Source organism: Aeromicrobium sp. SP1 (assembly GCF_055663785.1).
This window is the reverse complement of the sequence record NZ_JBQVVK010000001.1, coordinates 822,096-845,412: the sequence shown is the minus strand read 5'-3', so window position 1 is coordinate 845,412 and position 23,317 is coordinate 822,096. Positions and strand designations below refer to the sequence as shown.

The following is a 23,317-nucleotide window of genomic DNA, read 5'->3' as shown; positions in this document are numbered from 1 at the left end:
ACCACCGACCGCGGGTCAGGAGGTTCGGCCGGACCCCCGCTCGCTCCCCCACCGAAGCTGCGACGCAGACCCGTGTTGGTCGCGTTGGCCGCCACGATGGTCTGCGCCGGTGGCTTGGTGGCGGCGTGGACCTGGTCGGCGACCACGAACACGACCGAGGTGCTCGTCGCCCGCGACGGTATCGCGCGCGGTCAGGTCATCGAGACCGATGATCTGACAAGGGTGCAGATCGGCACCGACCCGGCTTTGGATCCGATGCCCGCCTCGGCGTTCGACGCTGTCGTCGGCCAACGCGCTGCGTCCGACATCGCACCGGGCGGGCTGGTGACACGCAGCGCCTTGGCGGCGACGGTGGTCCCGGCCGCGGGGTCGTCGGTGGTGGGGGTCGCGGTCACGGCGGCGCAGGTGCCGTCGGAGCCGTTGCTGGTCGGCGACCGGGTCCGGGTGGTGGTGACACCGGCAGCCGGGGAAGCAGCTCCCGACGTCACGCCGGCGTTCATTCAGGCCGAGGTGGTCGGCACCAGCTACTCCGAGGAGACCGGGCAACTGGTGGTCGATGTGCAGGTCGCGGCCGGTGACGCGGCGATGCTCGCATCCCGCGCCGCGACCGGGAATGTCGCGATCGTCCTCGACAGCCGGGAGCGCTGAGATGGCTGTCGTCGCGCTGACGTCCGCATCGGGATCTCCGGGCGTCACGACCGCGAGTCTGGGGTTGGCGTTGTGCTGGCCACGGCCGGTGCTGCTGGTCGAGGCGGACCCGACGGGCGGGTCCGGGTTGCTGGCTGGCTACTTCCGCGGCACCCGCGAATACGCGTCCGGGCTGGTCGAGCTCGCCCTGACCAGCACCAACCTGGCGGACGCGCTGGCCGAGGTCGCCGAACCTATCGCCGACACGCAGGTCTCGTTCGTGGCCGGCCTGCGCTCCCACACCCAGGCCCCGGCGCTGCGGGACATGTGGGAGCCGCTGGCGAGGGCACTGTCCGATCTGGAGGACATGGGTCAGGACGTGATCGTCGACGCGGGCCGACTGGGACTCGCCGGTTCGCCCGCTCCGCTGTTGGAGAACGCCGACCTGACGCTGCTGGTCACCCGGACCTCGCTTCCGGCCCTGTCGGCCGCCCGATCGTGGGGCGATGCCTTCGCCCGGTCGCTGCTGGCGTGGCGTGACCCGCAGCTGCTGCTCGTCGGTGACGGTGAGCCCTACCGCGCCCGGGAGGTGAGCGCGGCGGTGAAGCTGCCGGTGCTCGCCGCACTGGCCGACGACGCGGACTCCGCCGCCGTCCTGCACCGCGGCAGAGCGCCGGGGCCGCGGTTCGACACCGGCCCGCTGGTGCGCAGCCTGAACGCAGCCGTCGCGGCAATCCACGCCGTCATCCGGGCGCAGCGGCTCGACCTGGTCGACGGAGGAGCACGATGACGACCGAACCCACCGACGACCTGACCCGCGACCTCGGCGGACTGCCATTGTTCGCCCAACCTCTGCCCGCAACAGGCACACCCGTGCGGCATCTGCACGAGGTCCCACCGCTGGACACGATCGCGCCACCGCCGCCTGCCGACGTGGACTGGGCTCTGGTGGCGTCGCTGCGGGCCCAGGCGTCGAACCGGCTCAGCACTGCCGTCGCGGCCGCCCGAGGCCGACTGGCGCCAGCGGCGCAGCAGGAACTCGGCCGCTCGATCGTGCTGGACCTGCTCGAGTCCACGGTGGCCGACCGGGTCAACGACGGCGCCCCGACCCTGACACCGCTCGAGCAGTCCGCGACGGCGCGGGCGGTGTTCGATGCGCTGTTCCGGTTGGGCCGGTTGCAGCCTCTCGTCGATGACGACCGGGTCGAGAACATCATCATCACCGGCTACGACCGGGTCCTGCTCGAGTTGATCGATGGCAGCCTGCTCGAAGGGCCGGCGGTGGCCGATTCGGACGACGAGCTGATCGACTTCCTCGTCTTCCTCGCCTCCCGCAGCGAGGTCAACGCGCGCGGATTCTCCGAAGCCCAACCGCGTCTGCACCTACGTTTGGACGGCGGCGCGCGGTTGGCGGCGGCCGCGTGGGTCACTCCTCGGCCGTCGGTCGTGATCCGCCGACACCGGCTGATGGAGATCACCCTCGACGACCTCGTCGAGCGGGACATGCTCACCCCCGTCGCGGCGTCGTTCCTGCGGGCGGCGGTGCGGGCCCGCAAGTCCATCGTCGTGTCGGGCAGCCAAGGTGCCGGCAAGACGACGCTCGTGCGGGCGTTGTGTGCCGAGATCGACCCGACCGAGGCGATCGGCACGTTCGAGACCGAGTACGAACTGCATCTGCACGAGTTGACGGACCGGCACCGCATCGTCCACCCGTGGGAGGCCCGGCCGGGGTCGGGAGAGCGTGGACCCGATGGGCGGCAGGCCGGTGAGTTCAGCCTCGATGAGGCGTTGGTCGACTCGTTCCGGTTCAACCTGTCGCGCCAGATCGTCGGTGAGGTTCGCGGCAAGGAGATCTGGGCCATGATCAAGGCGATGGAGTCCGGTACCGGCTCCATCTCGACCACCCACGCCACCGACGCGATCGCCGCCCTGCGCAAACTGGTCACCTGCGCGATGGAGGCTGGCTCCCACGTCACCCACGACCTGGCCACCAGCAAACTCGCCGCCACCATCGACCTGGTCGTCCACCTCGACATGACCACCGACGCGATCGACGGCACCAGTCGCCGCCGCCGGCGGGTCGCCGAGATCATCGCCGTCGACCCCGGCGAACGCGACACCGGGTACGCGGCCACCCACGTCTTCGCTCCCGGCAAGGACGGCACCGCTGTCCCCGCGGTCCTACCCGACTCCTACCGGGCATTGGCCGCGCAAGGGTTCGACCTCGCGAGTTACCTCACCGGCCAGGAGACCCGGTGATGTCCGCGCTCGTTCCCGCGCTCGCTGGTGCCCTGATCGTGGCCGGACTGCTCGGCATGGCGGTCGGGCTGACACCCGAGGAGGTCGTCGATCGGCCGTCGCGGCAACGGCGTGTACCGGTGTCGAACCGCACCCGTCGCCTCGTGGCCGGTGGGCTGGTTGCGGGTGTCGCCGCATTCGTGGTCACCGGATGGGTGCTCGCCTTGGTAGCGGTACCGGTCGCGTTCGTCGGTCTACCGGTCCTGCTCTCCTCGGCCGGCGCGACCGAACGGATCGTCCGGCTCGAAGCCATGGAGGAATGGACGCGCACCCTCGCCGGAGTCCTGACGGTCGGTGTCGGGCTCGAGCAGGCGCTGGTGACCTCGCTGCGGTCGACGCCGGCTGCGATCGAACCGGAGGTCACTCGATTGGTGTCGAGGTTGCGGGCCCGCTGGAAGACCGAGGACGCGGTGCGAGCGTTCGCCGACGAGCTCGACGACGCCACCGGCGATCTCGTCGCTGCGAATCTCATCTTGGGCGCGCAGCGGCGTGGCGCCGGACTCGCCAGCGTGCTCGAAGGACTCGCCGAGTCGGTCGCGGCCGACGTCAGAGCTCGCCGCCAGGTCGAAGCCGACCGAGCCAAACCACGCGCCACCGCCCGCTGGGTCACCCTGATCAGCCTGACTGTGCTGGTCGTGCTCACCTTCTCGGGCACCTACGTCGCCCCGTATCGCACCCCGGTCGGGCAGGTCATCCTGGTGGTCCTGCTGACCGCATACGTGGCGACCTTGGTCTGGATGAAACGGATGGCCGCCGGCCGTCCGACGCCCCGCTTCCTGTCGAGCACCGAGGTGACCTCATGAGCACCGGACTGCAACTGATGGTCGGTGCCGGCGCCCTGATCGGTTTGGGTCTGGTGCTGCTGGCGGCGCGTCTGGTGCCGGCCGAACCGGACCTGGCCGATGTGCTCGAGCGGCTCTCACCGCACCGACGTGCGACCGTCACCGCCGACACCGACACGGCGCGGTGGGGCAAGGAGCGGATCGGCGTGTGGGCGATCAAGCACCTGCCCACCGGGCTCTGGGTCAAGACGCCGACCCGGGAGCTGGCGCTGCTGCGGATCCCACCCGCGAAGTTCTACGGCGACAAGCTCGCCTTCGCCGGACTCGGATTGCTCCTCGCGCCCCTGCTCGCCCTGTTCCTCGACCTGATCGGCCTCGGTCTGCCATTCGTGATCCCCGCGGTCGGATCCCTCGCGCTGGCCGCGGTGATGTTCTTCATCCCGAACTACAACGCCCTCGATGACGCCCGTAGGGCCCGGATCGAATTCAGCCGCGCCCTCGGCGCCTACATCGACCTGGTCGCCCTCGAACGCAACAACGGCGCCGGTGTACGCCAAGCCATGGAAGCGGCCGCGAACGTCGGCGACTCGTGGGTGTTTCGTCGGCTGGCCGAGGAGCTCACCCGCTCACGCTGGTCCGGCCAACCTCCGTGGGACGCCCTGCACGCGCTGGCCGACGAACTCGGGCTGCCGGAGCTGGACGACTTCGCCGACATCATGCGGCTGTCCGGAGAGGAGGGCGCCTCGGTCTACGCGAACCTGCGCGCTCGGTCCGCGGCCATGCGCACCGCCATGCTCAACGACGAGATCGCCGAGGCCAACGCCATCGGCGAACGCATGACCATCCCCGGCTCCCTGCTCGGCGTCATCTTCATGGCCTTGCTCGTCACCCCCGCCTTGCTGCGGATGTTCACGAACACCTAACCCACGGAAGGAAACCCATCATGAATCCACTCGCCCACCTGCTGGTCGTGGTCCACGCCCTCCTCCAGCCCCCGCCGCGCCGGGAGCAGGGCTCGGTCACCACCGAGCACGTGCTGTGGGCGGTCGCGGTGATCGCGATCGTCGCCATCGCCGTCGCTGCCATCAAGGCCTATGTCCAGTCCCAGGCCGGACAGATCAACTGACCGGCACCGCGAACGCGGGTCGGTCACGGTCGAACTGATCATCCTACTCCCGGCCTTGTTTGCGGTCATGTTCCTCGGCGTGCAAGCCGCCCTGTTCCACCACGCCCGCGCCGTGGCGATCGCCGCCGCCCAAGAAGGCGCCCACGCCGCCGCAGCCGAACACGGCCGCCCTACCGACGGCATCAGCGCAGCGACCACATTCATCGCCGACGCCGGCGGCACCGACGTCCTATCCCACAGTCACGCCCACGCGAGGCGGTCGACGACCACGGTCACCGTCACCGTTCGTGGACGCAGCCTCAGCGTCATCCCCGGCTGGAACCCGTTGGTCGTCCAAACCGCATCACTGCCCGTCGAGAGACTCTCAGCACCATGAGCCGACGCGAGCAAGGGTCGGCCACGATCGCGGCAGTCATCGGGCTGCCAGCGTTCATCCTGTTCGTCGGTTTGATCATCTTCGGCGGCCGCGTCGCAACCACCCACGGCGCCGTCGAAACTGCCGCAGCTGACGCCGCCCGCACGGCCTCCCTCGCCCGCAGCGCCGGCGCTGCCCAGTCGGGCGCAGGGAGCGCCGCCCGCGCGTCGTTGTCCAACCAAGGCGTCTCCTGCACCCGCGTGACGGTCGACGTCGACACCAGCGACTTCGCCAAACCCGTCGGCCAACCCGGGCTCGTGGAGGTCGACGTCACCTGCCAGCTCGACCTGTCCGACCTGGCCGTCCCCGGCGTGCCAGGAACCAAGGTCATTCGTGCCCACATCTCCAGCCCGCTCGACGCGTGGAGACAACGCGGATGAACCGGCACCTGGAGCGTGGGTCGATCAGTCTGTGGCTGGTCACCTCCAGCCTGATCATGACCATCCTGGTCGGGCTGGCGGTCGACCTCGGCGGGCAGGTCCACGCCAAGCAACGCGTCCACGACCTCGCCGCGCAAGCGGCCCGCGCCGGCGGCCAGGAAGTCCAGAACGGGCCCGCCGCTGAAGGACGCTACCTCGCCGTCAACGCCACCACCGCCCACACCGCCGCCCACCAGTACCTGACCAGCGCCGGGGTCACCGGCACCGTCGCAGTCCACAGCGGCGACACCATCACCGTGACGGTCCGCGACGTCTACCGGCCGAAGTTCCTAGGCCTGATCGGCATCAACGACCTGCCCGTCACCGGCCACGCATCGGCTCGCCTCATCCGCAGCATCGGAGGGAACGAACAATGACACGACAACGACTTCACGGACTGGCCGCCACGGCCGCCATCGTCTTCTTCGTCGCGGGCGTCCCGGCCATCTTGATCGCCATCGGATCGGCACCGTGGGATCTCGACTACGCCACCGTTCCGGACCGGCTCACGACGGCCGACGACGGCACCGTGGCTTTGCTGTTGTTCATGATCGTCGCGTGGATCGCCTGGGCCTTCGTTGCCGCGACCCTGCTCGCCGAGATCGTCGCGGCCATCCGCGGCATCCGCCTACCCGCGATTCGCGGACTCGCCGGGCCACAACGCGCCGCCAGCGAACTCGTCGCCCTCGCTGCCCTTGCGTTCGCCACGGCACCCGGAGCCGTCGCTTCCCTGCCGGGGCCGGCAGCCCACGCAGCGCCGGCCACCCTTCCCGACAGCACGCCTGCTGTCGTGCGTTCGCCGACGGTGACGCCCACTGAGCCCACCGCGACAACCCACCCTGCTCACCCTGCCGTCGTGAACTCAGTCGACTACACCACCCAGCGCGGGGACAGCCTGTGGCGGATCGCCGAACGCATCCTCGGCGACGGTGCCCGCTACCCCGAACTGGTCGCCCTCAACAGTGACCGACTCGGCAACCAGCCCGACTTTCTGCCCATCGGCCTCACCCTGCAGGTCCCCGACCTCGGACCCACGTCCGCCGTCGACAAAAGGACCTATGTCGTCGAGGACGGCGACACCCTGTGGGACATCGCCGACCGTGAGCTGGGCAATCCCGAACGCTGGCCCGAGATCTTCGAAGCCTCCCGCCACAGCGTCCAATCCGACGGCGAACACCTCACCGATCCCGACCTGATCCAACCTGGCTGGACCCTCACTCTCCCCCAGTCCGGCACCGCCCCCACTGCCAACCAAGCACCACCCGCAGCCGCCACACCGGGGGCCAATCCCGTGGCCGCTCCAGTGCCCTCGCCACGCTCGATCGAGCACACGCCCGCCCTGCTCGACGAGCCCGCCCAGCGCGCAGTCCACGACGACTCGGACCGTACAGACGCGACAGCGATCCCGGGTTGGCTGGTGCCTGGCCTGGCCGCCGGCGGCACGGTACTGGCCGGGTGCCTCTTCCTGACGCTCCGAGGCCTTCGCCGCACCGAACTCCGTTACCGCAACCCCGGCCACGTCCTCGCTCCTCCGCCGGTGGAGCTGCGCTCCGTCGAGAAGACCTCAGTGGTCGAAGGTACGCAGATCGGCGACGACCTCGAGTTCCTCGATCTCGCCCTGCGGCACATGGCAGCCACCGTCACACGGTCAGGAGGGCCACATCCGCCACTCACGTACGTCACTCTCGGTCCCAGCCAACTGACCCTGCATCTGGCCAATCCAGCTCGACTGGCTGCGCCATGGACCGGCGACGGCTCCACCTGGACTCTGGCACTCGACACGGAAATTCCCGACGAGGACGTGATCGCGCCCTACCCGTTCCTGGTCAGCATCGGGCAGAACAACACCGGAGACATGGAGCTGCTCAACCTCGAGCACTTCGGCACGATCGACCTCACCGGCCGCGACGAGCACGTCACCGCGCTCGCGCGGCACATTGCGGCCGAACTCGCACTCAGCCCGTGGTCGATTCTTGTCGAGGTCAACACCGTCGGGACTTGTGAAGAGCTCGAAGGCCTCGACGGCTTCCGCCTGCGCCACCTCGACCCCAAGAGTCAGGACGTCCACCAACTCCGCGACGAAATCCAGTCCTCGCATACGACCGGCTCCGGAGAACCTGAGCCCTACCGCGCGATCATCACTACGACGCCTGAGGTGTTCGACACCGAGCGTGTCCTCATCCAAACTCCCGGGCCGCGGCTCGGTGTCGTCCTCGTAACCGTCGGCGTAAAGACCATCGAGAACGCATCCTTGGTCCTGCACGTCGACGACGCTGTACACGTCCACGCGACCAGCCTCGGCCTTGACCTCCGTGCGGCTGGGCTGTCGGTTGACGAGGCACGCGCCTGCGCCAAGATTGTCGACCTCACCCGTCAGACACCGTCCATGACGATCCCGGTGTTCGCTGAACCGGCAGACGAATTGCAGATGATGACCGACCAGGCCGGAGCCTTGCGCGACCAATTCACCGATGAGCGCGACGCCCACCGGGCCGGCGAGCGATCCGTGCTGCCAGAGTCGAGCGTCCACTACGTCAACACGGCTGCCACCACCTCCGAGGATGTGAGGGAGCTCGCCCCCGTCGTGAGCGTCAAGGTCCAAGACGCGGTACTCCGGGCCGATCCGACTCTGGACGACGACCTCGCCGCCTGGCGCGACCCCGCCGGCCGACTGCCCAAGCTCACCCTGCTCGGCCCGGTCCGGCTGCTGGCACACGGTCCCGCCGCGCCCACCGCCCGGCGTGAGCCGGCTTTCACCGAACTCGTCGGCTATCTCGCGTTGCATCCTGCCGGTGTCGTCTCCCGCGAACTCGCCGAGGTGTTTCGACGCAGTGAATCGCGGATGCGCAACGACGTCCGAGATCTGCGCGGCTGGCTCGGTGCCAGCCCAATCACGGGCCAGCCGCACCTCCCCGCCGGCGATGCGTCGCGGCTCTACCAGGAGACGGGAACCGCTGGCTACCAAGTCGATGACCTGCTCGTCGATCTCGACCTGTTCCGCCGCTTGCGCTCCCGCGGCCAGGCTCGCGGAGCAGACGGCCTCGAAGATCTCATGAGCGCGCTGAGACTGATCACCGGTGAGCCGTTCACCGAACTGGGTGGCCGTGGCTGGAGTTGGCTCTACGACGAGGACCGCGTCCACGAAACGACCGCAGCCGCGATCGTCGACACCGCCCATCTCGTCGCCACCCGGTGCCTGGCCGAAGGGGATACCGCGGCAGCGCGGACGGCCGCCGAAGCCGCCCGCAGAGCGGTGCCGTTCGACGAGATCTGGCGCCTCGACCTAGCCAAGATCTACCTCGCCGAAGGCGACCGAGAGGCCGCCGAAGAAGTTCTCGACCGCGACGTGTTCAACCGCACCGACGACTACTTCGGGCCGATCGACCCTCCCGAACGCACGAAGGAAATCGTTGACCGCATGGACTGGAAGACTCGCCGCACCTCGTAGCCGACCGTCGATCTACCTGCGGCTTCTCATCCGCGATTCGGTGACGTGGTCTTGGCCCACGTCGTGGCTCTGAATCGCTCCATCCGATCGAGGACATCGCGTGAAGCAGATTTGCTCACTGGATCGCCGTCGAGGGACCGCAGCCATGCGACGAGGTCGAGTCCGGCGATGCAGCGGACGCCGTCGATATGCGCGTCCGGTGGGACCTCGCTCTGAATCGCGCCCCATAAGACAATCAGCGGCGTGACTCGCACCGATGCTCCCGACGAACGCCGTCCACGGCGCTCCCTCTCCAAGATGGAGCGCACGACCGCTTCCGCGCGGAGCGCCGTTCGCGACGCGGACTTGGCCATCTCCTCCAGATACGCCGTGGCAACATCGCTGCGCCACTTCGAATCGATCGCGGCGATGCCGCCTCGTCGCGTGACGACGAGGTGGTCGATGTCACCGACCTCGAGCGTGATGCTGTCCACCGATCCCCAGATCAGCCGCCTGCGCTTGGCGCGCTTCAATTCATCACGCGTATTGTCCTCACCCCACGCTCCTCGAAGCTGAACGATCGCCCGCCGATCGGTCGCCAGGAAGGCTGAAGCCACGATGCCGAAGGTCCCGGCGATCACCAGGCAGTGAACGAAGCCGAGCAGATACCAGCGCGTCGGCCCAGGGGTGCCGGGGACCAGCAGGCAGAGGGTGTCGACCACGATGATGCCGACCGCGATCAAGGTGATGACCGCGAGACGTGCTCCGTTGCGTCGGGCCCAACGCCAGAATTGCCGATTCAGTTCACGCCGGGAGTGAGGCTGGTACTTCACGTGCACCACCTTGACCGAATGACAGCGCATTGGGACTCGAATCCCCCAAAGACCTCCGGTCCACACACGGTGACATGCCCCTCGCTTCACTCGACGCCGAATGGCCGGCGCCGGCGCTCGTCGCGTCGTCCGAACTAGCTGTCTGCGCGCGTATGGCGCACCGAAATGCCCGAACGGGGGGCGTTCGGAGGTGTTCGCGTGGCGCGGTCGCAAAGAATTTTCGGAATCTTTCGCGAACGGTCCCTGACCTGCGAAAACGCGTCCCGAACGCCCCAGTACTCCGAAGGGTGTTCGGGGGTGTTCGCCACCGGGCATGCCCGTGGGTGGGTGCACATTCGGGACATGAGCGAAGTCCAATTGCAGTCGCCGCCGGCGTATCGCTGGGGGCCTGAACTGTTCGGCGCGTTGGGTGAGGCGCCGTCGCAGGCGGCGGCGGTGAGTCTGCTGGTCAGCCGTGGCGTGCCGGTGTTCCCATGTGTGCCGGCCGGCAAGCGCCCGTTGACCGTCCACGGGTTCCAGGACGCTAGCGTCGACGTCAACGAGATCGGGGGATGGTGGACGCGGTGGCCGAATGCGAACATCGGAGTCCCCACTGGGGTGCGGTCCGGGGTCGACGTGGTCGATGTCGACGTGCACCCCTCCGGCACAGGGTTCGATGCGTTCGAGCAGGCCCGCGCGGCGGGCCTGGTCGAGGGGTGGTCGTGGTTGGTCCGCACCCCATCGGGCGGAATGCATGCCTACTTCCCACACCACCCCGGTCGTGAGCAGCGGTCCTGGCAGGTGCCCGGCAGGCACATCGACTTCCGCGGGGACGGTGGCTACATCGTGATGCCGCCGTCGGCGGTTGCCGACCACGACGGTGTCGGTGGCGTCTACCGCCAGATCGCGGTCGCCACCCATCACCGGCCCGCACCGGTCGATGCCGGCGCACTGCGAGCCTTCCTCGATCCGCCGAGACCAATGACCCGTCAGTCCGACACGCCGGCGGTCGACGCCCGGCCCGACCGCCTGGCGGCGTGGGTGGCCTCACGACCCCAAGGTTCACGCAACAGCGCCCTGTTCTGGGCGGCCTGCCGGATGTCGGAGACGCGGCAGTCGCTCCAACTCGCGGTGTCGCTGCTCGGCCGGGCCGCGGGCGAGGCCGGGCTGAGCGAGCGCGAATCGCTGGACACGATCCGGTCCGCCTATCGCGCCGCTCCCCCGAAGGCCGCGACACCGGCGAGCCATACTCGCGCTGTTGAGGCGGTGGCACTGTGAACACCCCGCACCGATACGAGCGACACCTTGACCCCGCCGCTCGGCCGGCCGAGAAGGCCGGGAGAGCACCCGTACCGGCCGTGCACGACGATCCCCCATCGGCGAGAAGCATCGGCGGGGTATCTGGTGGCCCGGGCCGCCCGGAGCTTGCGTGGGTCCGGCTCAGCGAGTTGCCGTCCGCGCTGGGCACCCCCGTGGCACGCCGAGGCATCGACCTGCAGACCGAACTGTCTCGACGAGCCCAACGCGCACCCATCACGGCACTGGCTCGGACCCGGTCAGCGGTGCGTTCGCATCGCGCGACGGCGACAGCGACGGCGTCACGGTCCAGAGTCGTCGGTCCTGAGGGATGGCCGTCATGGTGACCGCGCCTTACCCGTTCGAGGACCCGCAGAACCTGCGCTTGCTGCTGTTGCACTTGGCGTACTCGAGCCCGACCGCCTGGCGCGACGACCCGCAGGCAGACGAGCTGCTGGCGTACACGATGGACAAGTACGGCGCGCTGGCCCGCAAGCACGGGTTTGAGCCGGCCGACGCGGCCGTCGCCGCGTTCGACGTGATGCGCACGCGGGCCGCCCGGCTCGCTGACGACCCGTGGGCGGTCGTCACTCGTGCCGTGCAGTTGGCCCTCATCTACGAGGCTCGAGCCCAGGGCCTGTTGTGTTCGAACCAGCGCGCGCGGCGCGCCGAGCTCGCTTCGGCGCACGACGCGGTCCGGTTCAGCGACCACGACGCCGATCTGGCCGACTTCCATCCCGCGTTCCGTGTCACCGACGACATTCCCAACACCGAACTCGACGCCCCGGATGCGCAGGAGCCCACCAACGCGTTCGCTGCCGTCGAACTGGCCGCCGGGATCTTCGTGGAGCTCGGTTGGCCGCGCGGAACGGCCGAAATGTTGCTGGAGTACATCGCCGTTCGTCTCATCAACACCGGGTCGAAGAAGGCTGCCTGTGAATCCCTGCGGCGCGACAGGGCTGCACGGGTGTTGTTCGATCTGGGCCAGGACGCGTGGCTGACCGTCGTGCGGGTGGTCTTGGGTCGACAGGACGTAGAGCGGGCCATGACCCGTTCCGGGCGTGGTTTGCTGCAGCGCCTGCTGATCGGCGAATGCGTCGAGGAGATCTTCGCCGACTCCGAGGTGGCCGACGCCATCGAGTACGCGGCGCCCGTCCCCGGAGGAAGTCATGTCTGACTCTGGACATGTCGACGTGTCCTGCCGCGTCGATTCGATCGTCATCGGCACGCGGCAACGGGAGGACTTGGGCGACTTGCGCCCGTTGATGCAATCGATGTCGGATCTCGGGCTGCTGCAGCCGGTCACCGTGACGCCAGATCGCGTCCTGATCTGCGGGCGACGTCGGGTCGAGGCCGCCCGACGACTCGGGTGGACCACGCTGAAGGTGTGGGTCCGCACCGGCCTGTCAGATGACCTTCAGTCGCTGCTGGCAGAACAGGACGAGAACGTGTTGCGCAAGCCTCTGACGGCGTTGGAGCAAGCGGCCATGTTCCGAGAGCTCAAGAAGCTGAAGGCCGAGGATGCCAGCCGTCGCCAACAGTCCACCCAGTTTGGCCGCGTCTCACCTCGATACGAGAGCGCCCACCCCGGTCCCGATTCGGGACGACCTGAAATCGCAGACAAACCGACCGGTCGATCCAGCCGAGAGGCGGCACTGTTGGTCACCGGAACCGCATCCCACAACCGCCTCGAGCAGATCTGCGAGATGGAGCGCGTCGCCGCGGACCGCGACCAGACTCCGGAGGTCCGTCAGGTCGCACGTGACGAGCTCGACGCGATCCGCAACGGTGGTCATGTCGATCCGGGTTATCAGCGGGTCAAGGCTTCCCAGCGCGTCGCCGCGAGCATGACCGCTCCAGCAGGCGACGACAGTCCGATGTCATCGTCAGCGCTGGTCGCCGAAGCCCGGCGTGAAACGAATCGCAAGGTGCGCGTGAACCGGCAGCGACGCGCTGCCGCGGCCGAGTCAGCGCGACGCTCCGTGCGCGCCTTTGTGATGACGTGGGCCGAGCTCGACGGCTGGACGACGCGGTTCGACGCGGACCAGCTCGCTCGCGAGATCGATGACGACGACTGGCGGCTGTTCCGCAGGGTGATCGCCGAGTCCGAGGCGTTCGCGCGTGAGGTCGAGAGCCAACGGGTGAGCGTGGCCACCTCAGTGGTGTCACCTCAACCGAAGGCCCACTGATGCTCCAACCCGCCACTGCACTCCCCCGGCGCCAGATCGTCCTGCTGACCGTCCTCATCCTTGCGACCGCCCTGATCGCGGCGGCGATCTGGACCGGATTCAGCACCCGCTCGACCAATCAGCGAACTGGATCCGGGCATGTCCCGGCGGCTGCCGCACCGGTGGCGACCGCCGCGATCGCCGAGTCCGCCACGTCATGGCTTCGCACCGTCGATCCGAAGCAGTTCGCCCGTCTGGTCGCGGGCGCGCTCTTCGCCTGGGACACCACCACGTCGACTGGTCCGGTCGAGTTGACCGAACCATTCATGCCGATCGCCGACCCGACCGGAGAGTCATCGGCGGGTCTGGTGTCTGACCTGGCTGGCTACCGTCCGACGGTCGAGGCGTGGGCGCAGTTGCGGCCGTACGAGACGCGTCAGTGGCTCACTGTCACGTCGGTGACGGTGCCAAGACTGTGGGCGACCGCCATCGAGCAGGCTGGCCACGACCTGCTGCCCGGCACGAGCGCCTTCACGATCCGAGGGGTCCGGCACCGCGCCGGCGTGTGGGAAGGCGAGTCCGTCACGTCCGCGCACGAGGTCGCATTCACGGTCTTCGTCGTGTGCGGCCCCGCCTACCCCGAGTGTCATCTGCTGCGGCTGTCGCGACTCGACGACCCGCTCGAATAGGGCGCTCCCGGTGCGGGCGTTCCTCGCCGGCGTGCTGGTGACCGTCTTGTTCGGGCCGGCGACACTGCTGGTCGGTGTCGGCGTGCTGATGAACCCGGCCGCCCAAGCCTCCTGCTTGACCGGTCCGGGGTCCCTGGCCGTCGGCGCGATCCCCGATCACCTCGACGCCACCACCGCCGACGGCGTCCCCGTCCGACTGGACCACTTGCAGCTTGAGCATGCCGCGACGATCCTGCGGACCGGCGGCCGCCTCGACGGAATCGGCCGTAGTGCGATCACGATCGCGCTGATGGCCGCGCTCACCGAATCGCGCCTGCGGATGCTCGCCAACTCACGCGCCTTCCCTTCGTCGACGTCGTTCCCCCATGACGGAGACGGTGGTGACCACGACAGCCTCGGCTTGTTCCAGATGCGACCGAGCACCGGCTGGGGCACGGTCGGCGAGCTCATGAGTCCCGGGTATCAGGCGCGAGCGTTCTTCGGCGGACCGTCCGGCCCGAACCACCGATCGCCGCGTGGTTTGCTCGACATCCCCGGGTGGGAATCGATGTCCAAAGCCGCGGCCGCGCAAGCGGTCGAGGTGTCCGCCTTCCCCGACCGGCACGCGGACTGGGAACCGGTCGCCGGGCAGATCATCGACGCTCTCACCACGACGCCTGTTGCCAGCGGGGCGGTCGCCGAGACGAGCCGGGTCGTGTTCCCGCTTCCGGCCGGGTCGTGGGTCCGTTCCAGCGGGTTCGGGATGCGACGCCATCCGGTCACCGGGATCTACAAGCTGCACACCGGCGCCGACTACGCCGCTCCCTCCGGGACCGCGATCCTGGCTGCGGCCGACGGTCGCGTCACGTTCGCGGGCCCCGCCGCCGGCTACGGGAACCTGATCCTGATCGAGCACACCGTGAACGGCCACCGGATCGCGTCCGGCTACGCCCACATGTACGCCTCGGGCATCCATGTCCGGGTCGGCGACCACGTCACCGCCGGCCAGCACATCGCCGAGGTCGGCATGGCCGGATACACCACCGGACCTCACCTGCATTTCGAGATCCGTCCCGGCGGCGCCCACGCCGCACCTGTCGATCCCGCACCCTGGCTCGCCGCCCACGGTGCTACCGATCTGGACGCAGAGCCGGCCGCATCACGCCCCAAATGCACCGACTCGGCAGGGGAAGCGGCGACGTTCAGCGGCAACGCCGACGCGCGGGTCGACGACCCGACCACCAGCGGCCGGATCACCGCGCGGATGGCGCATGCCGTTGCCCAGATCAAGCACCTGAACCCGACGTCGTCGTGGGCGTGCTGGCGCGCCGGGAACCCTGCGACGAACGACCACACCGCCGGCCGAGCCTGCGACGGCACGTTCGGCAACACCATCGGCACTCGCGCCATCGGATCCGCACTGGACAGTGGATGGAAGGCCGCCCTGTGGCTCAAGGCCAACGCCGAACCTCTCGGGATCGAATATCTGATCTGGCAGGGCAGGATCTGGTCACTCGCCCGCACCAACGAAGGCTGGCGCCCCTACAACGGCGGCGGCATGTTCGACCCGCGCTCGGTCACCGGTGGCCACTACGACCACCTCCACGTCACCGTGAGTCGATAGGTCACGGCCGGCATCCGTCGCCAGGACGTTCGGCATCTACAGAAGGCGGATGGGAAACAGTTCGGTCCGCTTGATCACGCGGTCGCGCTCCTGACTCAGCGACGTTCTGCGCGGATCAGCCATGTACGCGTCAAGACCGGCCTGCGAGTCGAACCTGAACAGCTGCACCTCATGAGGGGCGCCGTCGTTGCCATCGCTCTGAGCACGCTGAATCACCTGTCCGCCATGCTCGGCGACGAGAGCCAGCACCTGATCCTCGTACTCGGTCAGCCCGGCCGTCTCTCCGGCGTTGGCCCAGAGCAAACAGCCGAGCAGAAGCTCGCTGCCTTCATCGGTCACGCGTCGGACTCTAGTTGCATCGCCAGCTTTCGACTCGCTGCCTCCTCGACTCCGGCCCGCGCCGACAGGCTCGAGTCGAGCACCTGCGAGGCATGGAACTCTCGTCCCTCGCAGCAGTTCGCACGGTCGGACCGGACTTCGGTGCCGTTGGCGGCCAAAATGCGCTGAGACAGGTCATCGGCGCCCTGCTCACCTACGGCCTGATCGCCGCCGTAGCGATGATCATCATCTGCGCGACCGCGTGGGCGCTCGCATCGTCCAGTGGCAGCTGGCACATGGCCGCGAAGTCCAAGGCGGGCCTGATCGTTGCGCTCGGAGGCACAGTGCTCACGGGCGGTGCGCTCGCGTGGGCGAACTGGCTTCTGAATCTCGGCGCGACTTTGTGATCGCGACCGATGCTCGCGAAGTTCACGACCCGCCACCCGCAGCTCCGCGAACACCTCCTGGATGCAGAACCAACTCGCTCCAGGAGGCACCGTGAACGATCTGAACTACTCGCGGCTGGCATCGCTGCTGCCGGCCGACATCGACATCGACCCGAACTCCAGCGGACTGCCGGGCATCCGGCAGCTCAACTCCATCGTGGGCGCGACGATGACCGTGGGCCTGATCCTGGCGGTCCTGGCCGTGATCGTCTCGGCGATCGTGTGGGCGTTGGGTGCGAACTCCTCGAACCCGCACATGGCCGGCCGCGGCAAGGTCGGCGTCCTGGTCGGCCTGGGCGCCGCGATCGTCACCGGCGCCTCGGTCGCACTCGTCAACTTCTTCTGGCACGTCGGCCAGACGGTCTAGACGAGACTGCCCGTGACTGACGTGTGTGACGTGCCGGTGATCTCGACCGTCTGCCAAAGCGCCGGCGAGGCCGCCGGGACGCTGGTCGCGGCCCCGTTCGACTGGCTCGCCGTGTCGATGGGCAACGCGGCAGCGTGGATGTTCGAGGCGGTCTGGAAGGTGTTCGACTCGACCACGATGGTCGATGTCACCGGCGGCCAGTTCACGAAGGTCTACAACATCCTGTTCGGGGTCGCGGTGTTCGTGATGCTCGGGTTCTTCCTGCTGCAAGTCATCGGCGGGATGATCCGCCGCGAACCTGCCGCGCTGAGCCGGGCGGCGCTGGGGTTGGCCAAATCGGTCCTCGGGTCGTTCGTGGCCCTGACCCTGATCGCCACCCTGCTGGAGATCACCGACCAGCTGTGCGTCGGCATCGTCCACGCGACCGGTGCCGACATGGAGGCGATGGGTCGCCGGATCGCGCGGTTGGCTACCGGGGTCAGCACGCTTCAGATCGCGGCTCCCGGTGCCGGGGCGATCCTGACGATCCTGATCGCCGGGCTGGCGCTCGCGGCGGCGGTGATCGTGTGGGTGAGTCTGCTGATCCGCAAGGCGCTGCTGCTGATCGCAATCGTGTTCGCGCCCGTGGCGCTGGCTGGAGCGTCGTGGGACCACACCCGCGGCTGGGTCAGCAGGTGGGCGGCGTTCGTGCTCGCGCTGATCTTGTCCAAGGTCGTCCTCGTCGTGTTCTTCCTACTCGCGACAGCGCAGGTGTCCGCACCCATCGACTCGGATCTGACGTCGGTCAGCGAGCCGATCTCCGGTGTCGTGCTGATGCTGATGGCCGGCTTCGCCCCCTACCTGACCTACAAGGCGATCGGCTTCATGGGCTTCGACATGCATCATGCGATGTCGGCCGAGCAGGAGGCCAAGTCCGCCCTCAACCGGCGCATCCCCGTACCCCTGAACCACCGGCCGGCAAGAACGCCCAGCACGATCCTCGACGGGTCGCCAGGAGGCGGGTCCAGCACATCGGGCGCGGTTCCCGCACCGACGCCACGCACACCCGGAGGGACGTCCGGCGGCGGATCGCCCGCGGCCGGGGCCGCCGTCGCCGGCGGCGTAGTCGCCGGGGCGATGGCCGTCAAGGCAGCCGCCAGTGCGGGTCCCAAGGCGGGCGCGGCGGTCGGCACGGCGGCCGCTCAACACACCGGCAGTGGCCAGCCGCAGGCAGCGCCCCCGCCTGCGCCGCGACCTCCGGGCATCGCTGACCCCATCGCGGACGGAGGCACGACGGCATGACTGCGCCCAGCGCACCCGCGACCGCGGAGCTGACGCCGGTGAAGTTCTCGCGGCTCAGCCGTCGCGGGATCCTGCTCGGTCTGTCGCTGGCGCAACTGCTCACGCTCGGCTTCGGTGCCGTCCTGCTGGTGTTCGCGCTCTACACCGGAGGCAGTGCCACCGTGCTCGCCGCGGCTCTGGTGGTCGGTATCTGTGCTGCGTTGACATTCATGCCGCTCGGTGGCCGAAAGCTGATCGAGTGGACACCAGTCGCGACCCTCTGGTGCTGGCGTTCCGCCGGGGGCCAACTTCTGTTCCGGCGCCGGATCGTCAAGCCGCGCCCCGTCGGGACCCTCGCACTCCCTGGCGATGCCGCCCGCCTGCGCCAGTGGGTCGACGCCGACAGCGGCGCGGTCATGATCCACGACCCGCATGCCTCCACCCTGACCGCACTCGTCGGGGTCACCCATCCGGCGTTCGTACTCCTCGATCCAGCCGAGCAACACCGTCGCGTCACCAGTTGGGGCCGGGTGCTCGCGACCGCCTGCCGCTCCGGCCGGATCGCGAGCCTGCAGGTCTGCGAACGCACCCTGCCCGACTCAGGTCGCGGATTGGCCGACTGGTGGGACCAGCACGGTCGTCGCGACGGCTCGTGGGCCTCAACTGTGTACGACGAGCTGATCGACCGGGCCGGGCCCGCCGGTGAACGCCACGCCAGCACCATCTCGATCAGCCTCGACCTCAAAGCCGCCTCCCGAGCCATCCGCGCCGCCGGTGGCGGCCATCGTGGCGCCGCCGCGGTCCTGCGCCACGAGATGTCCACCCTGACCGCCGCCCTGAGATCAGCCGACCTCTCCCCCGGCAGTTGGCTCGACCCCGGCGAGCTGGCCGTCGTCCTGCGCTCGGCCTACGACCCCGTCGTCGCCGGTGCCCTCGAGCGCCACGGCGACCTCGGCCGCGACCTGGCCACCGCCGGACCGGTCGCCCTCAGCGAAGAGTGGGGCACCCTGCGCAGCGACTCAGCGCACCACTGCGTGCTGTGGATCAGCGAGTGGCCACGCTCGCTCGTCTTCCCCGGCTTCCTCGCACCCGTGCTGCTGTCCTCGGGCATCCGGCGCACCTTCACCCTGCTCTACACACCGATGCGCACGGATCAGGCCGCTCGGGACCTGCGCCGCAAGAAGACCGAGTACATCTCCGACGCCGCCCAACGACAGCGCATCGGCCAGATCGAGGACGCGCAACAGTCCGCCGAATACGGTGACGTCCTGCAGCAGGAGGCCGACCTGACCGCCGGGCACGGGGTCCTCCGCGTCACCGGTCTGATCGCCGTCAGTGCACCCGACTCCGCCGAGCTCGAACGTGCCGTCGCCGGCATCGAACAAGCGGCCATCCAAGCCTCGTGTGAGACCCGACGACTTTGGGGCCAACAGGCTCAGGCTTTCGCAGCAGCAGCGTTGCCCTTATGCCGCCGGGTGTGAATCGGTGGCGCGGTTTCGCACCTACTCGGTGATCCATGTTTCGGGAGGAAATCATGCCCACCTTCGAGCATCCGGCCACGGACGCCGACGAAGTCCAGACAGCCCTGCGCGCCCTGGCACACGCGACCCGGTCCATCGATGACCCACGCGAGATCTACTCCGTCCTCGGCTCACTGACATCCGCAGTCGCCTCGCTGAGTCAGACCCTGCATCAGATCGGCGCCTATCACGACGATCCGACGACGAGCGGTCACTGGGTTCGCCTCTGCGGCTCGCGCCTGCGGCCGCACCGCGGCTACGAGGTGGCGTGGGAGCTGCACCGCGCCGCAGAGATGCTGCACCAGGTCTCGGCGACCATCGCCCGTGCCCACGATGCCGAATCGCAAGTCACCTACGCGGCCCGCGACCATCAGCCACTGCCCGCGTCACCGGCGCACGCATCCGAAGATGGCCTGCGGCTGTGACCAGATGGCGCAGCCGGGGCCACCTGCACAGCGCAGTGCTCGTATCACCTCGGCGTGAACGACGACGAAGCCGGCGCGCCCGCCGCCACGCAGCGAGGTCCATCGTGGCCCGCGAGTCAGCCAACCGCCGCACCGCGCGCAGGACCACGGCCGACACGTTGAAGGCCGAACGCCGCGAAACAGTGCTACTCCCCCGCGCTGGAGAACCCGGAGCCGCAGCCTTGCGCACGCCGGGCCGACTCCGGTTGCCACGACACCAGGACACCTCCGCCACGCTGGCCGGTGCCTACCCGTTCCTGGCCGAAGGCGGAATCGGCAGCGAGGGCGTGTTCGTCGGCCAGGATCTCTACTCGGGTAGTTCGTTCGTCTACGACCCCTGGGTGCTCTACTCGCGCGGCATGATCACCGCTCCGAACGTGGTCGTCGCCGGGATCGTCGGGGCCGGAAAATCGTCACTGGCCAAGGCCCTCTACACGCGATCCATTCCCTTCGGACGCCGCGTCTACGTCCCCGGTGACCCCAAAGGCGAACACACGGCCGTGGCCGAGGCTGTCGGCGGCAAGGCCATTGCGCTCGGACACGGGATGATCAACCGGCTCAACCCCCTTGACGAAGGCCACCGGCCCAACGGCATCGATGACACCACCTGGAAGGCACAGGTCACCTCACGCAGGCGAGACCTGCTCGGCGCTCTCGCCGAAACCGTCCTCGACCGACGACTGACACCGCTCGAGCACACCGCCATCGACGTCGCATTGGAGGACGCGGTCCGGACATCCGACGTTCCGGTTCTGCCGGTCGTCGTCGACCGTCTCCTGTCCCCGAACCCCGGCGGTGGCGATGGCCGGCTGGCCGAGGACGGCCGTCTTGTCGGTCATGCCCTACGTCGTCTGGTTGCCGGCGACCTTGCCGGCCTGTTCGACGGGCCGTCGACGGTGCGGTTCGACCCGACCCTGCCGATGGTCTCTCTTGACCTGTCCAGGGTGGCCGAGAACGCGACGCTCATGTCGGTACTGATGACGTGCGCGTCCGCGTGGATGGAATCCGCGCTGCTCGACCCGCATGGTGGACAACGATGGGTGATCTACGACGAAGCGTGGCGGCTGATGGCACATCCAGCGCTGCTGCGCCGCATGGACGCGCACTGGCGGCTGGCCCGCCACTACGGGATCGCGAACATGCTGATCTTCCACAAGCTCTCCGACCTGGACAACGTCGGCGACCAAGGCTCCGCGATGCGCGCCCTTGCTTCGTCGCTGCTGGCGAACGCCGAGACCCGCATCATCTACCGGCAGGAGTCCGATCAGCTCGGCTCCACCGCGAAGGCACTCGGGCTGACAGGAACCGAGCAGACTCTCCTGCCGACACTCGGCACCGGTCAGGGGCTCTGGCGGATCAAACACCGGTCCTTCGTCGTACAGCACCAACTGCATCCCGCCGAACTCGCCTTGTTCGATACGGCCGGACGTATGAATGCCGATGGCTAGGTGTTTCCGTGATTTGAGGCTGGCTGGCGCTGCGCCGAAGGCGAACGCCGCGACCTTGCTGCAATCTCGTAGCCAAGGGCGGTTCGAGGCTGCTATGTCAGCACGTTCGACTCGCCTCGCCATTGTTCTGCTTCATGGCACCTCCGTATGCACTGCTCCTGAGTCCTCCGAGTTGTCTGATGCTCAGGTAGCGAGCCCTAGTGCCGCTGCTGCTTCCTTGGAAACGTCGAGCTTGTTCGGGTGCTTCGCCAGCATTTGGCCTAACAACTGCCGCATCTCAGCGGTGTCGGCGTCTACAGCGAAGGTATACCGTCGGCCCGTACTTGACTCGATCACAAGTTCGGGTGTCGCCCGGTACGGCACCCACGAAGTCGACACACCCCGCACGTTCGCGACCGGCAGACTCCACATCACGCGGGACCCGCGAACCATCGCCAGGCGCCCATCCTCGATCACGTACTCCTCAGTTGGCCATCGCCATGCAAGGACCAGTCCGATCAGAACCGCGAGAGCGGCCAGGATCAGGCCCCAGGGCTCAGGCACAAGCAGGACCAAGAACAGCGCCACCACACCCGCATAAAAGAACACAGACCCGAAGCGGGTACCCGCACTCCATCGAGATCGCACCCAAATCACCCTTCTGCCTTCCGGGGAATCCTCGTTGCGGATCCTCTAGCCCAGAGACGGATCATCGGTCGAGACTCGTGCTTCGACCGCTAGGCGCTGGCCGCTGTGGTGGTCTGACCATAAACGTAGGTTGGGGCAACCTTTCTCCCGGTTGAGCGTTCTTCTCGGCGCCGCTGTGAGGAGCCTCCCTGGCTTCGCTGATCGGCGAAAGCTAAATCAAGTCCTGTAGCGCTAACAGGACGTCTAAACGCCAGCGGAAATCTACTTGCTCGATAAAGGACTTGAACTCCGCGAGACTGCGCAGATCTCTGCTGACAGCCCCTTCCGAGGGCACTCGTCCGACGAACTGGTCTTCGCCGGGCGTCCAGATCAAGTCGTCCTCGAACAACTCATCCGTGGCCAAGTCGATCGACGTGACCAACTCCTGCTGCTCATCCGCTGAGAGTCGCTCTAACCAGTCGAGCGTGTCCGGACCGAATAGTTCCGAAGGCTCCGGAAGAGCCGCAGTATGGGCAATGCCCGCCCGATCTACCCACATTGAGTTGCCCACCTCCAGTTCAGTGCCGGGTGTGAAGGTCTCCACATGCAGGTTCGCTGACTTGCCGAATGGGCGCAAGCGACGAGGGAATTCCGGCCTGACAGGCAACGGCTACCCCTGACATCGGACGGCTATCAACTGCCGCTAGCGGCGGAGGCTGCAGCGATTCGCTGGATATCCCAGATGTGGTGGTAGGCGTCGTGGCAATTGTTGCGCGCGACGTCCTCCGCACGCTGGAGTCCTCGCGTGGAGTGCTGCAACTCCACTCCCTCATCGAGTGCCGCTGTCAGCACATCCGCCCATCGCTCCGCGGCATTGCCCGCCGACCACAGCCCGACGTCGAGCGGGATGGAGGCGTAGCCCCTCGCTTCGCACAACGCATCAGGGTCGTATCCGGCAACATCGAGTTGCCCGGCCAGTCGCGCAGCTTGGATTCGCTCGGCCCATTGGCGGAGGTTGTCGCCCACATGGGAGACGTACTCGGCGGCCGACCAGCCGTCGAGGCGTTCCCCGCCGGTCAAGGAGCCGGTCGCTTGCCGAGCGTGTTCCTCGAAGCCGCGCACCCAGGCGACTGCATCGTGCGGTGTGATCGACCAACCGAAGCCGCATTCGCGGCATGGTTCGCCGAACAATGCCGCACCCCAGGGTTCCACGATGCCCACCCTAT

At 68.2% G+C, this 23,317-nt stretch carries 26 protein-coding genes; 21 read left to right on the top strand and 5 right to left on the bottom strand.

The genetic code is table 11. The features are described from left to right. Positions 1–72 precede the first annotated feature (72 nt). Genes ACT26F_RS04130 through ACT26F_RS04085 form a run of 10 tightly spaced genes read left to right on the top strand, consistent with a single transcriptional unit; the run spans position 73 to position 9,115 of the window. Complete coding sequence (locus ACT26F_RS04130; RefSeq protein WP_471669223.1) at positions 73–648, top strand: SAF domain-containing protein; 576 nt, start codon at positions 73–75, stop codon at positions 646–648. 1 nt (position 649) lies between these two features. Continuing rightward, positions 650–1,417 (top strand): hypothetical protein, encoded by a 768-nt coding sequence (locus tag ACT26F_RS04125; protein ID WP_471669222.1) that lies wholly within the window; start codon positions 650–652, stop codon positions 1,415–1,417. Beyond that, positions 1,414–2,886 (top strand): CpaF family protein, encoded by a 1,473-nt coding sequence (locus ACT26F_RS04120; RefSeq protein ID WP_471669221.1) that lies wholly within the window; start codon positions 1,414–1,416, stop codon positions 2,884–2,886. The genes ACT26F_RS04125 and ACT26F_RS04120 overlap by 4 nt, the downstream gene beginning before the upstream one ends. Before the next feature lie 38 nt (positions 2,887–2,924). After that, positions 2,925–3,728, top strand: a complete 804-nt coding sequence (locus ACT26F_RS04115) for a type II secretion system F family protein (RefSeq protein ID WP_471669220.1) — start codon at positions 2,925–2,927, stop codon at positions 3,726–3,728. Beyond that, positions 3,725–4,630: a type II secretion system F family protein gene (locus ACT26F_RS04110; RefSeq protein ID WP_471669219.1), complete on the top strand. Its 906-nt coding sequence runs from the start codon at positions 3,725–3,727 to the stop codon at positions 4,628–4,630. The genes ACT26F_RS04115 and ACT26F_RS04110 overlap by 4 nt, the downstream gene beginning before the upstream one ends. Before the next feature lie 20 nt (positions 4,631–4,650). Next, on the top strand, positions 4,651–4,833 hold the full coding sequence (locus ACT26F_RS04105; protein WP_471669218.1) for a hypothetical protein: 183 nt from the start codon (positions 4,651–4,653) through the stop codon (positions 4,831–4,833). Further along, complete coding sequence (locus ACT26F_RS04100; RefSeq protein ID WP_471669217.1) at positions 4,802–5,209, top strand: TadE family protein; 408 nt, start codon at positions 4,802–4,804, stop codon at positions 5,207–5,209. The genes ACT26F_RS04105 and ACT26F_RS04100 overlap by 32 nt, the downstream gene beginning before the upstream one ends. Continuing rightward, positions 5,206–5,628: a TadE/TadG family type IV pilus assembly protein gene (locus ACT26F_RS04095; protein WP_471669216.1), complete on the top strand. Its 423-nt coding sequence runs from the start codon at positions 5,206–5,208 to the stop codon at positions 5,626–5,628. Before ACT26F_RS04100 ends, ACT26F_RS04095 begins: the two co-directional genes overlap by 4 nt. Next, entirely contained in the window at positions 5,625–6,044 is a 420-nt protein-coding gene (locus tag ACT26F_RS04090) for a pilus assembly protein TadG-related protein (RefSeq protein WP_471669215.1), read from the top strand. The genes ACT26F_RS04095 and ACT26F_RS04090 overlap by 4 nt, the downstream gene beginning before the upstream one ends. Beyond that, positions 6,041–9,115 (top strand): LysM peptidoglycan-binding domain-containing protein, encoded by a 3,075-nt coding sequence (locus ACT26F_RS04085; RefSeq protein WP_471669214.1) that lies wholly within the window; start codon positions 6,041–6,043, stop codon positions 9,113–9,115. Before ACT26F_RS04090 ends, ACT26F_RS04085 begins: the two co-directional genes overlap by 4 nt. 26 nt (positions 9,116–9,141) lie before the next feature. Here ACT26F_RS04085 and ACT26F_RS04080 read toward each other — a convergent pair whose 3' ends face one another. Continuing rightward, positions 9,142–9,927, bottom strand: coding sequence for an NERD domain-containing protein (locus ACT26F_RS04080; RefSeq protein ID WP_471669213.1), 786 nt, complete (start codon positions 9,925–9,927; stop codon positions 9,142–9,144). A 342-nt stretch (positions 9,928–10,269) separates the two neighbouring features. Here ACT26F_RS04080 and ACT26F_RS04075 point away from each other — a divergent pair, with 342 nt between their 5' ends. From ACT26F_RS04075 to ACT26F_RS04055, 5 genes are all read left to right on the top strand, one after another. Further along, positions 10,270–11,184, top strand: coding sequence for a bifunctional DNA primase/polymerase (locus tag ACT26F_RS04075; RefSeq protein WP_471669212.1), 915 nt, complete (start codon positions 10,270–10,272; stop codon positions 11,182–11,184). Between the two features lie 358 nt (positions 11,185–11,542). Beyond that, positions 11,543–12,379, top strand: coding sequence for a serine/arginine repetitive matrix protein 2 (locus ACT26F_RS04070; RefSeq protein ID WP_471669211.1), 837 nt, complete (start codon positions 11,543–11,545; stop codon positions 12,377–12,379). After that, a complete protein-coding gene (locus ACT26F_RS04065) occupies positions 12,372–13,391 on the top strand; it encodes a ParB N-terminal domain-containing protein (protein ID WP_471669210.1) in 1,020 nt (339 codons plus the stop codon). The genes ACT26F_RS04070 and ACT26F_RS04065 overlap by 8 nt, the downstream gene beginning before the upstream one ends. Next, on the top strand, positions 13,391–14,059 hold the full coding sequence (locus ACT26F_RS04060) for a hypothetical protein (RefSeq protein WP_471669209.1): 669 nt from the start codon (positions 13,391–13,393) through the stop codon (positions 14,057–14,059). The genes ACT26F_RS04065 and ACT26F_RS04060 overlap by 1 nt, the downstream gene beginning before the upstream one ends. A 10-nt stretch (positions 14,060–14,069) precedes the next feature. Beyond that, positions 14,070–15,662 carry a M23 family metallopeptidase gene (locus ACT26F_RS04055; protein ID WP_471669208.1) on the top strand — a complete coding sequence of 531 codons (1,593 nt, stop codon included), beginning with the start codon at positions 14,070–14,072 and terminating at the stop codon, positions 15,660–15,662. A gap of 36 nt (positions 15,663–15,698) precedes the next feature. Here the strand turns inward: ACT26F_RS04055 and ACT26F_RS04050 are convergent, their stop codons facing one another. Next, a complete protein-coding gene (locus ACT26F_RS04050) occupies positions 15,699–16,001 on the bottom strand; it encodes a hypothetical protein (RefSeq protein ID WP_471669207.1) in 303 nt (100 codons plus the stop codon). Between the two features lie 92 nt (positions 16,002–16,093). On the opposite strand from ACT26F_RS04050, the gene ACT26F_RS04045 reads away from it, so the two are divergent. The 6 genes from ACT26F_RS04045 to ACT26F_RS04020 all read left to right on the top strand — a co-directional run bounded on the left by ACT26F_RS04045 (position 16,094) and on the right by ACT26F_RS04020 (position 21,485). Beyond that, positions 16,094–16,387 (top strand): DUF6112 family protein, encoded by a 294-nt coding sequence (locus ACT26F_RS04045; RefSeq protein WP_471669206.1) that lies wholly within the window; start codon positions 16,094–16,096, stop codon positions 16,385–16,387. Between the two features lie 91 nt (positions 16,388–16,478). Then, positions 16,479–16,793 (top strand): DUF6112 family protein, encoded by a 315-nt coding sequence (locus ACT26F_RS04040; RefSeq protein WP_471669205.1) that lies wholly within the window; start codon positions 16,479–16,481, stop codon positions 16,791–16,793. Between the two features lie 12 nt (positions 16,794–16,805). Continuing rightward, entirely contained in the window at positions 16,806–18,074 is a 1,269-nt protein-coding gene (locus ACT26F_RS04035) for a conjugal transfer protein TrbL (protein ID WP_471669204.1), read from the top strand. Beyond that, entirely contained in the window at positions 18,071–19,534 is a 1,464-nt protein-coding gene (locus tag ACT26F_RS04030) for an SCO6880 family protein (RefSeq protein WP_471669203.1), read from the top strand. The genes ACT26F_RS04035 and ACT26F_RS04030 overlap by 4 nt, the downstream gene beginning before the upstream one ends. 53 nt (positions 19,535–19,587) lie before the next feature. Then, positions 19,588–19,998, top strand: a complete 411-nt coding sequence (locus ACT26F_RS04025) for a hypothetical protein (RefSeq protein WP_471669202.1) — start codon at positions 19,588–19,590, stop codon at positions 19,996–19,998. Between the two features lie 104 nt (positions 19,999–20,102). Then, a complete protein-coding gene (locus ACT26F_RS04020) occupies positions 20,103–21,485 on the top strand; it encodes an ATP-binding protein (RefSeq protein ID WP_471669201.1) in 1,383 nt (460 codons plus the stop codon). Between the two features lie 183 nt (positions 21,486–21,668). Here ACT26F_RS04020 and ACT26F_RS04015 read toward each other — a convergent pair whose 3' ends face one another. From ACT26F_RS04015 to ACT26F_RS04005, 3 genes are all read right to left on the bottom strand, one after another. After that, positions 21,669–22,052: a hypothetical protein gene (locus ACT26F_RS04015; protein ID WP_471669200.1), complete on the bottom strand. Its 384-nt coding sequence runs from the start codon at positions 22,050–22,052 to the stop codon at positions 21,669–21,671. 271 nt (positions 22,053–22,323) lie between these two features. Beyond that, a complete protein-coding gene (locus ACT26F_RS04010; RefSeq protein ID WP_471669199.1) occupies positions 22,324–22,728 on the bottom strand; it encodes a hypothetical protein in 405 nt (134 codons plus the stop codon). Positions 22,729–22,784: 56 nt separating this feature from the next. Then, complete coding sequence (locus tag ACT26F_RS04005; RefSeq protein ID WP_471669198.1) at positions 22,785–23,303, bottom strand: hypothetical protein; 519 nt, start codon at positions 23,301–23,303, stop codon at positions 22,785–22,787. Positions 23,304–23,317 lie beyond the last annotated feature (14 nt).

Bases quoted from the DNA above. Each gene is read 5' to 3' on its own strand.
- ACT26F_RS04095 (WP_471669216.1), top strand. From the start codon at position 5,206: ATGAGCCGACGCGAGCAAGGGTCGGCCACGATCGCGGCAGTCATCGGG.
- ACT26F_RS04105 (WP_471669218.1), top strand. From the start codon at position 4,651: ATGAATCCACTCGCCCACCTGCTGGTCGTGGTCCACGCCCTCCTCCAG.
- ACT26F_RS04070 (WP_471669211.1), top strand. From the start codon at position 11,543: ATGGTGACCGCGCCTTACCCGTTCGAGGACCCGCAGAACCTGCGCTTG.
- ACT26F_RS04045 (WP_471669206.1), top strand. From the start codon at position 16,094: ATGGAACTCTCGTCCCTCGCAGCAGTTCGCACGGTCGGACCGGACTTC.
- ACT26F_RS04120 (WP_471669221.1), top strand. From the start codon at position 1,414: ATGACGACCGAACCCACCGACGACCTGACCCGCGACCTCGGCGGACTG.
- ACT26F_RS04065 (WP_471669210.1), top strand. From the start codon at position 12,372: ATGTCTGACTCTGGACATGTCGACGTGTCCTGCCGCGTCGATTCGATC.
- ACT26F_RS04025 (WP_471669202.1), top strand. From the start codon at position 19,588: ATGCCCACCTTCGAGCATCCGGCCACGGACGCCGACGAAGTCCAGACA.
- ACT26F_RS04090 (WP_471669215.1), top strand. From the start codon at position 5,625: ATGAACCGGCACCTGGAGCGTGGGTCGATCAGTCTGTGGCTGGTCACC.
- ACT26F_RS04030 (WP_471669203.1), top strand. From the start codon at position 18,071: ATGACTGCGCCCAGCGCACCCGCGACCGCGGAGCTGACGCCGGTGAAG.
- ACT26F_RS04060 (WP_471669209.1), top strand. From the start codon at position 13,391: ATGCTCCAACCCGCCACTGCACTCCCCCGGCGCCAGATCGTCCTGCTG.
- ACT26F_RS04125 (WP_471669222.1), top strand. From the start codon at position 650: ATGGCTGTCGTCGCGCTGACGTCCGCATCGGGATCTCCGGGCGTCACG.
- ACT26F_RS04085 (WP_471669214.1), top strand. From the start codon at position 6,041: ATGACACGACAACGACTTCACGGACTGGCCGCCACGGCCGCCATCGTC.
- ACT26F_RS04100 (WP_471669217.1), top strand. From the start codon at position 4,802: ATGTCCAGTCCCAGGCCGGACAGATCAACTGACCGGCACCGCGAACGC.
- ACT26F_RS04075 (WP_471669212.1), top strand. From the start codon at position 10,270: ATGAGCGAAGTCCAATTGCAGTCGCCGCCGGCGTATCGCTGGGGGCCT.
- ACT26F_RS04110 (WP_471669219.1), top strand. From the start codon at position 3,725: ATGAGCACCGGACTGCAACTGATGGTCGGTGCCGGCGCCCTGATCGGT.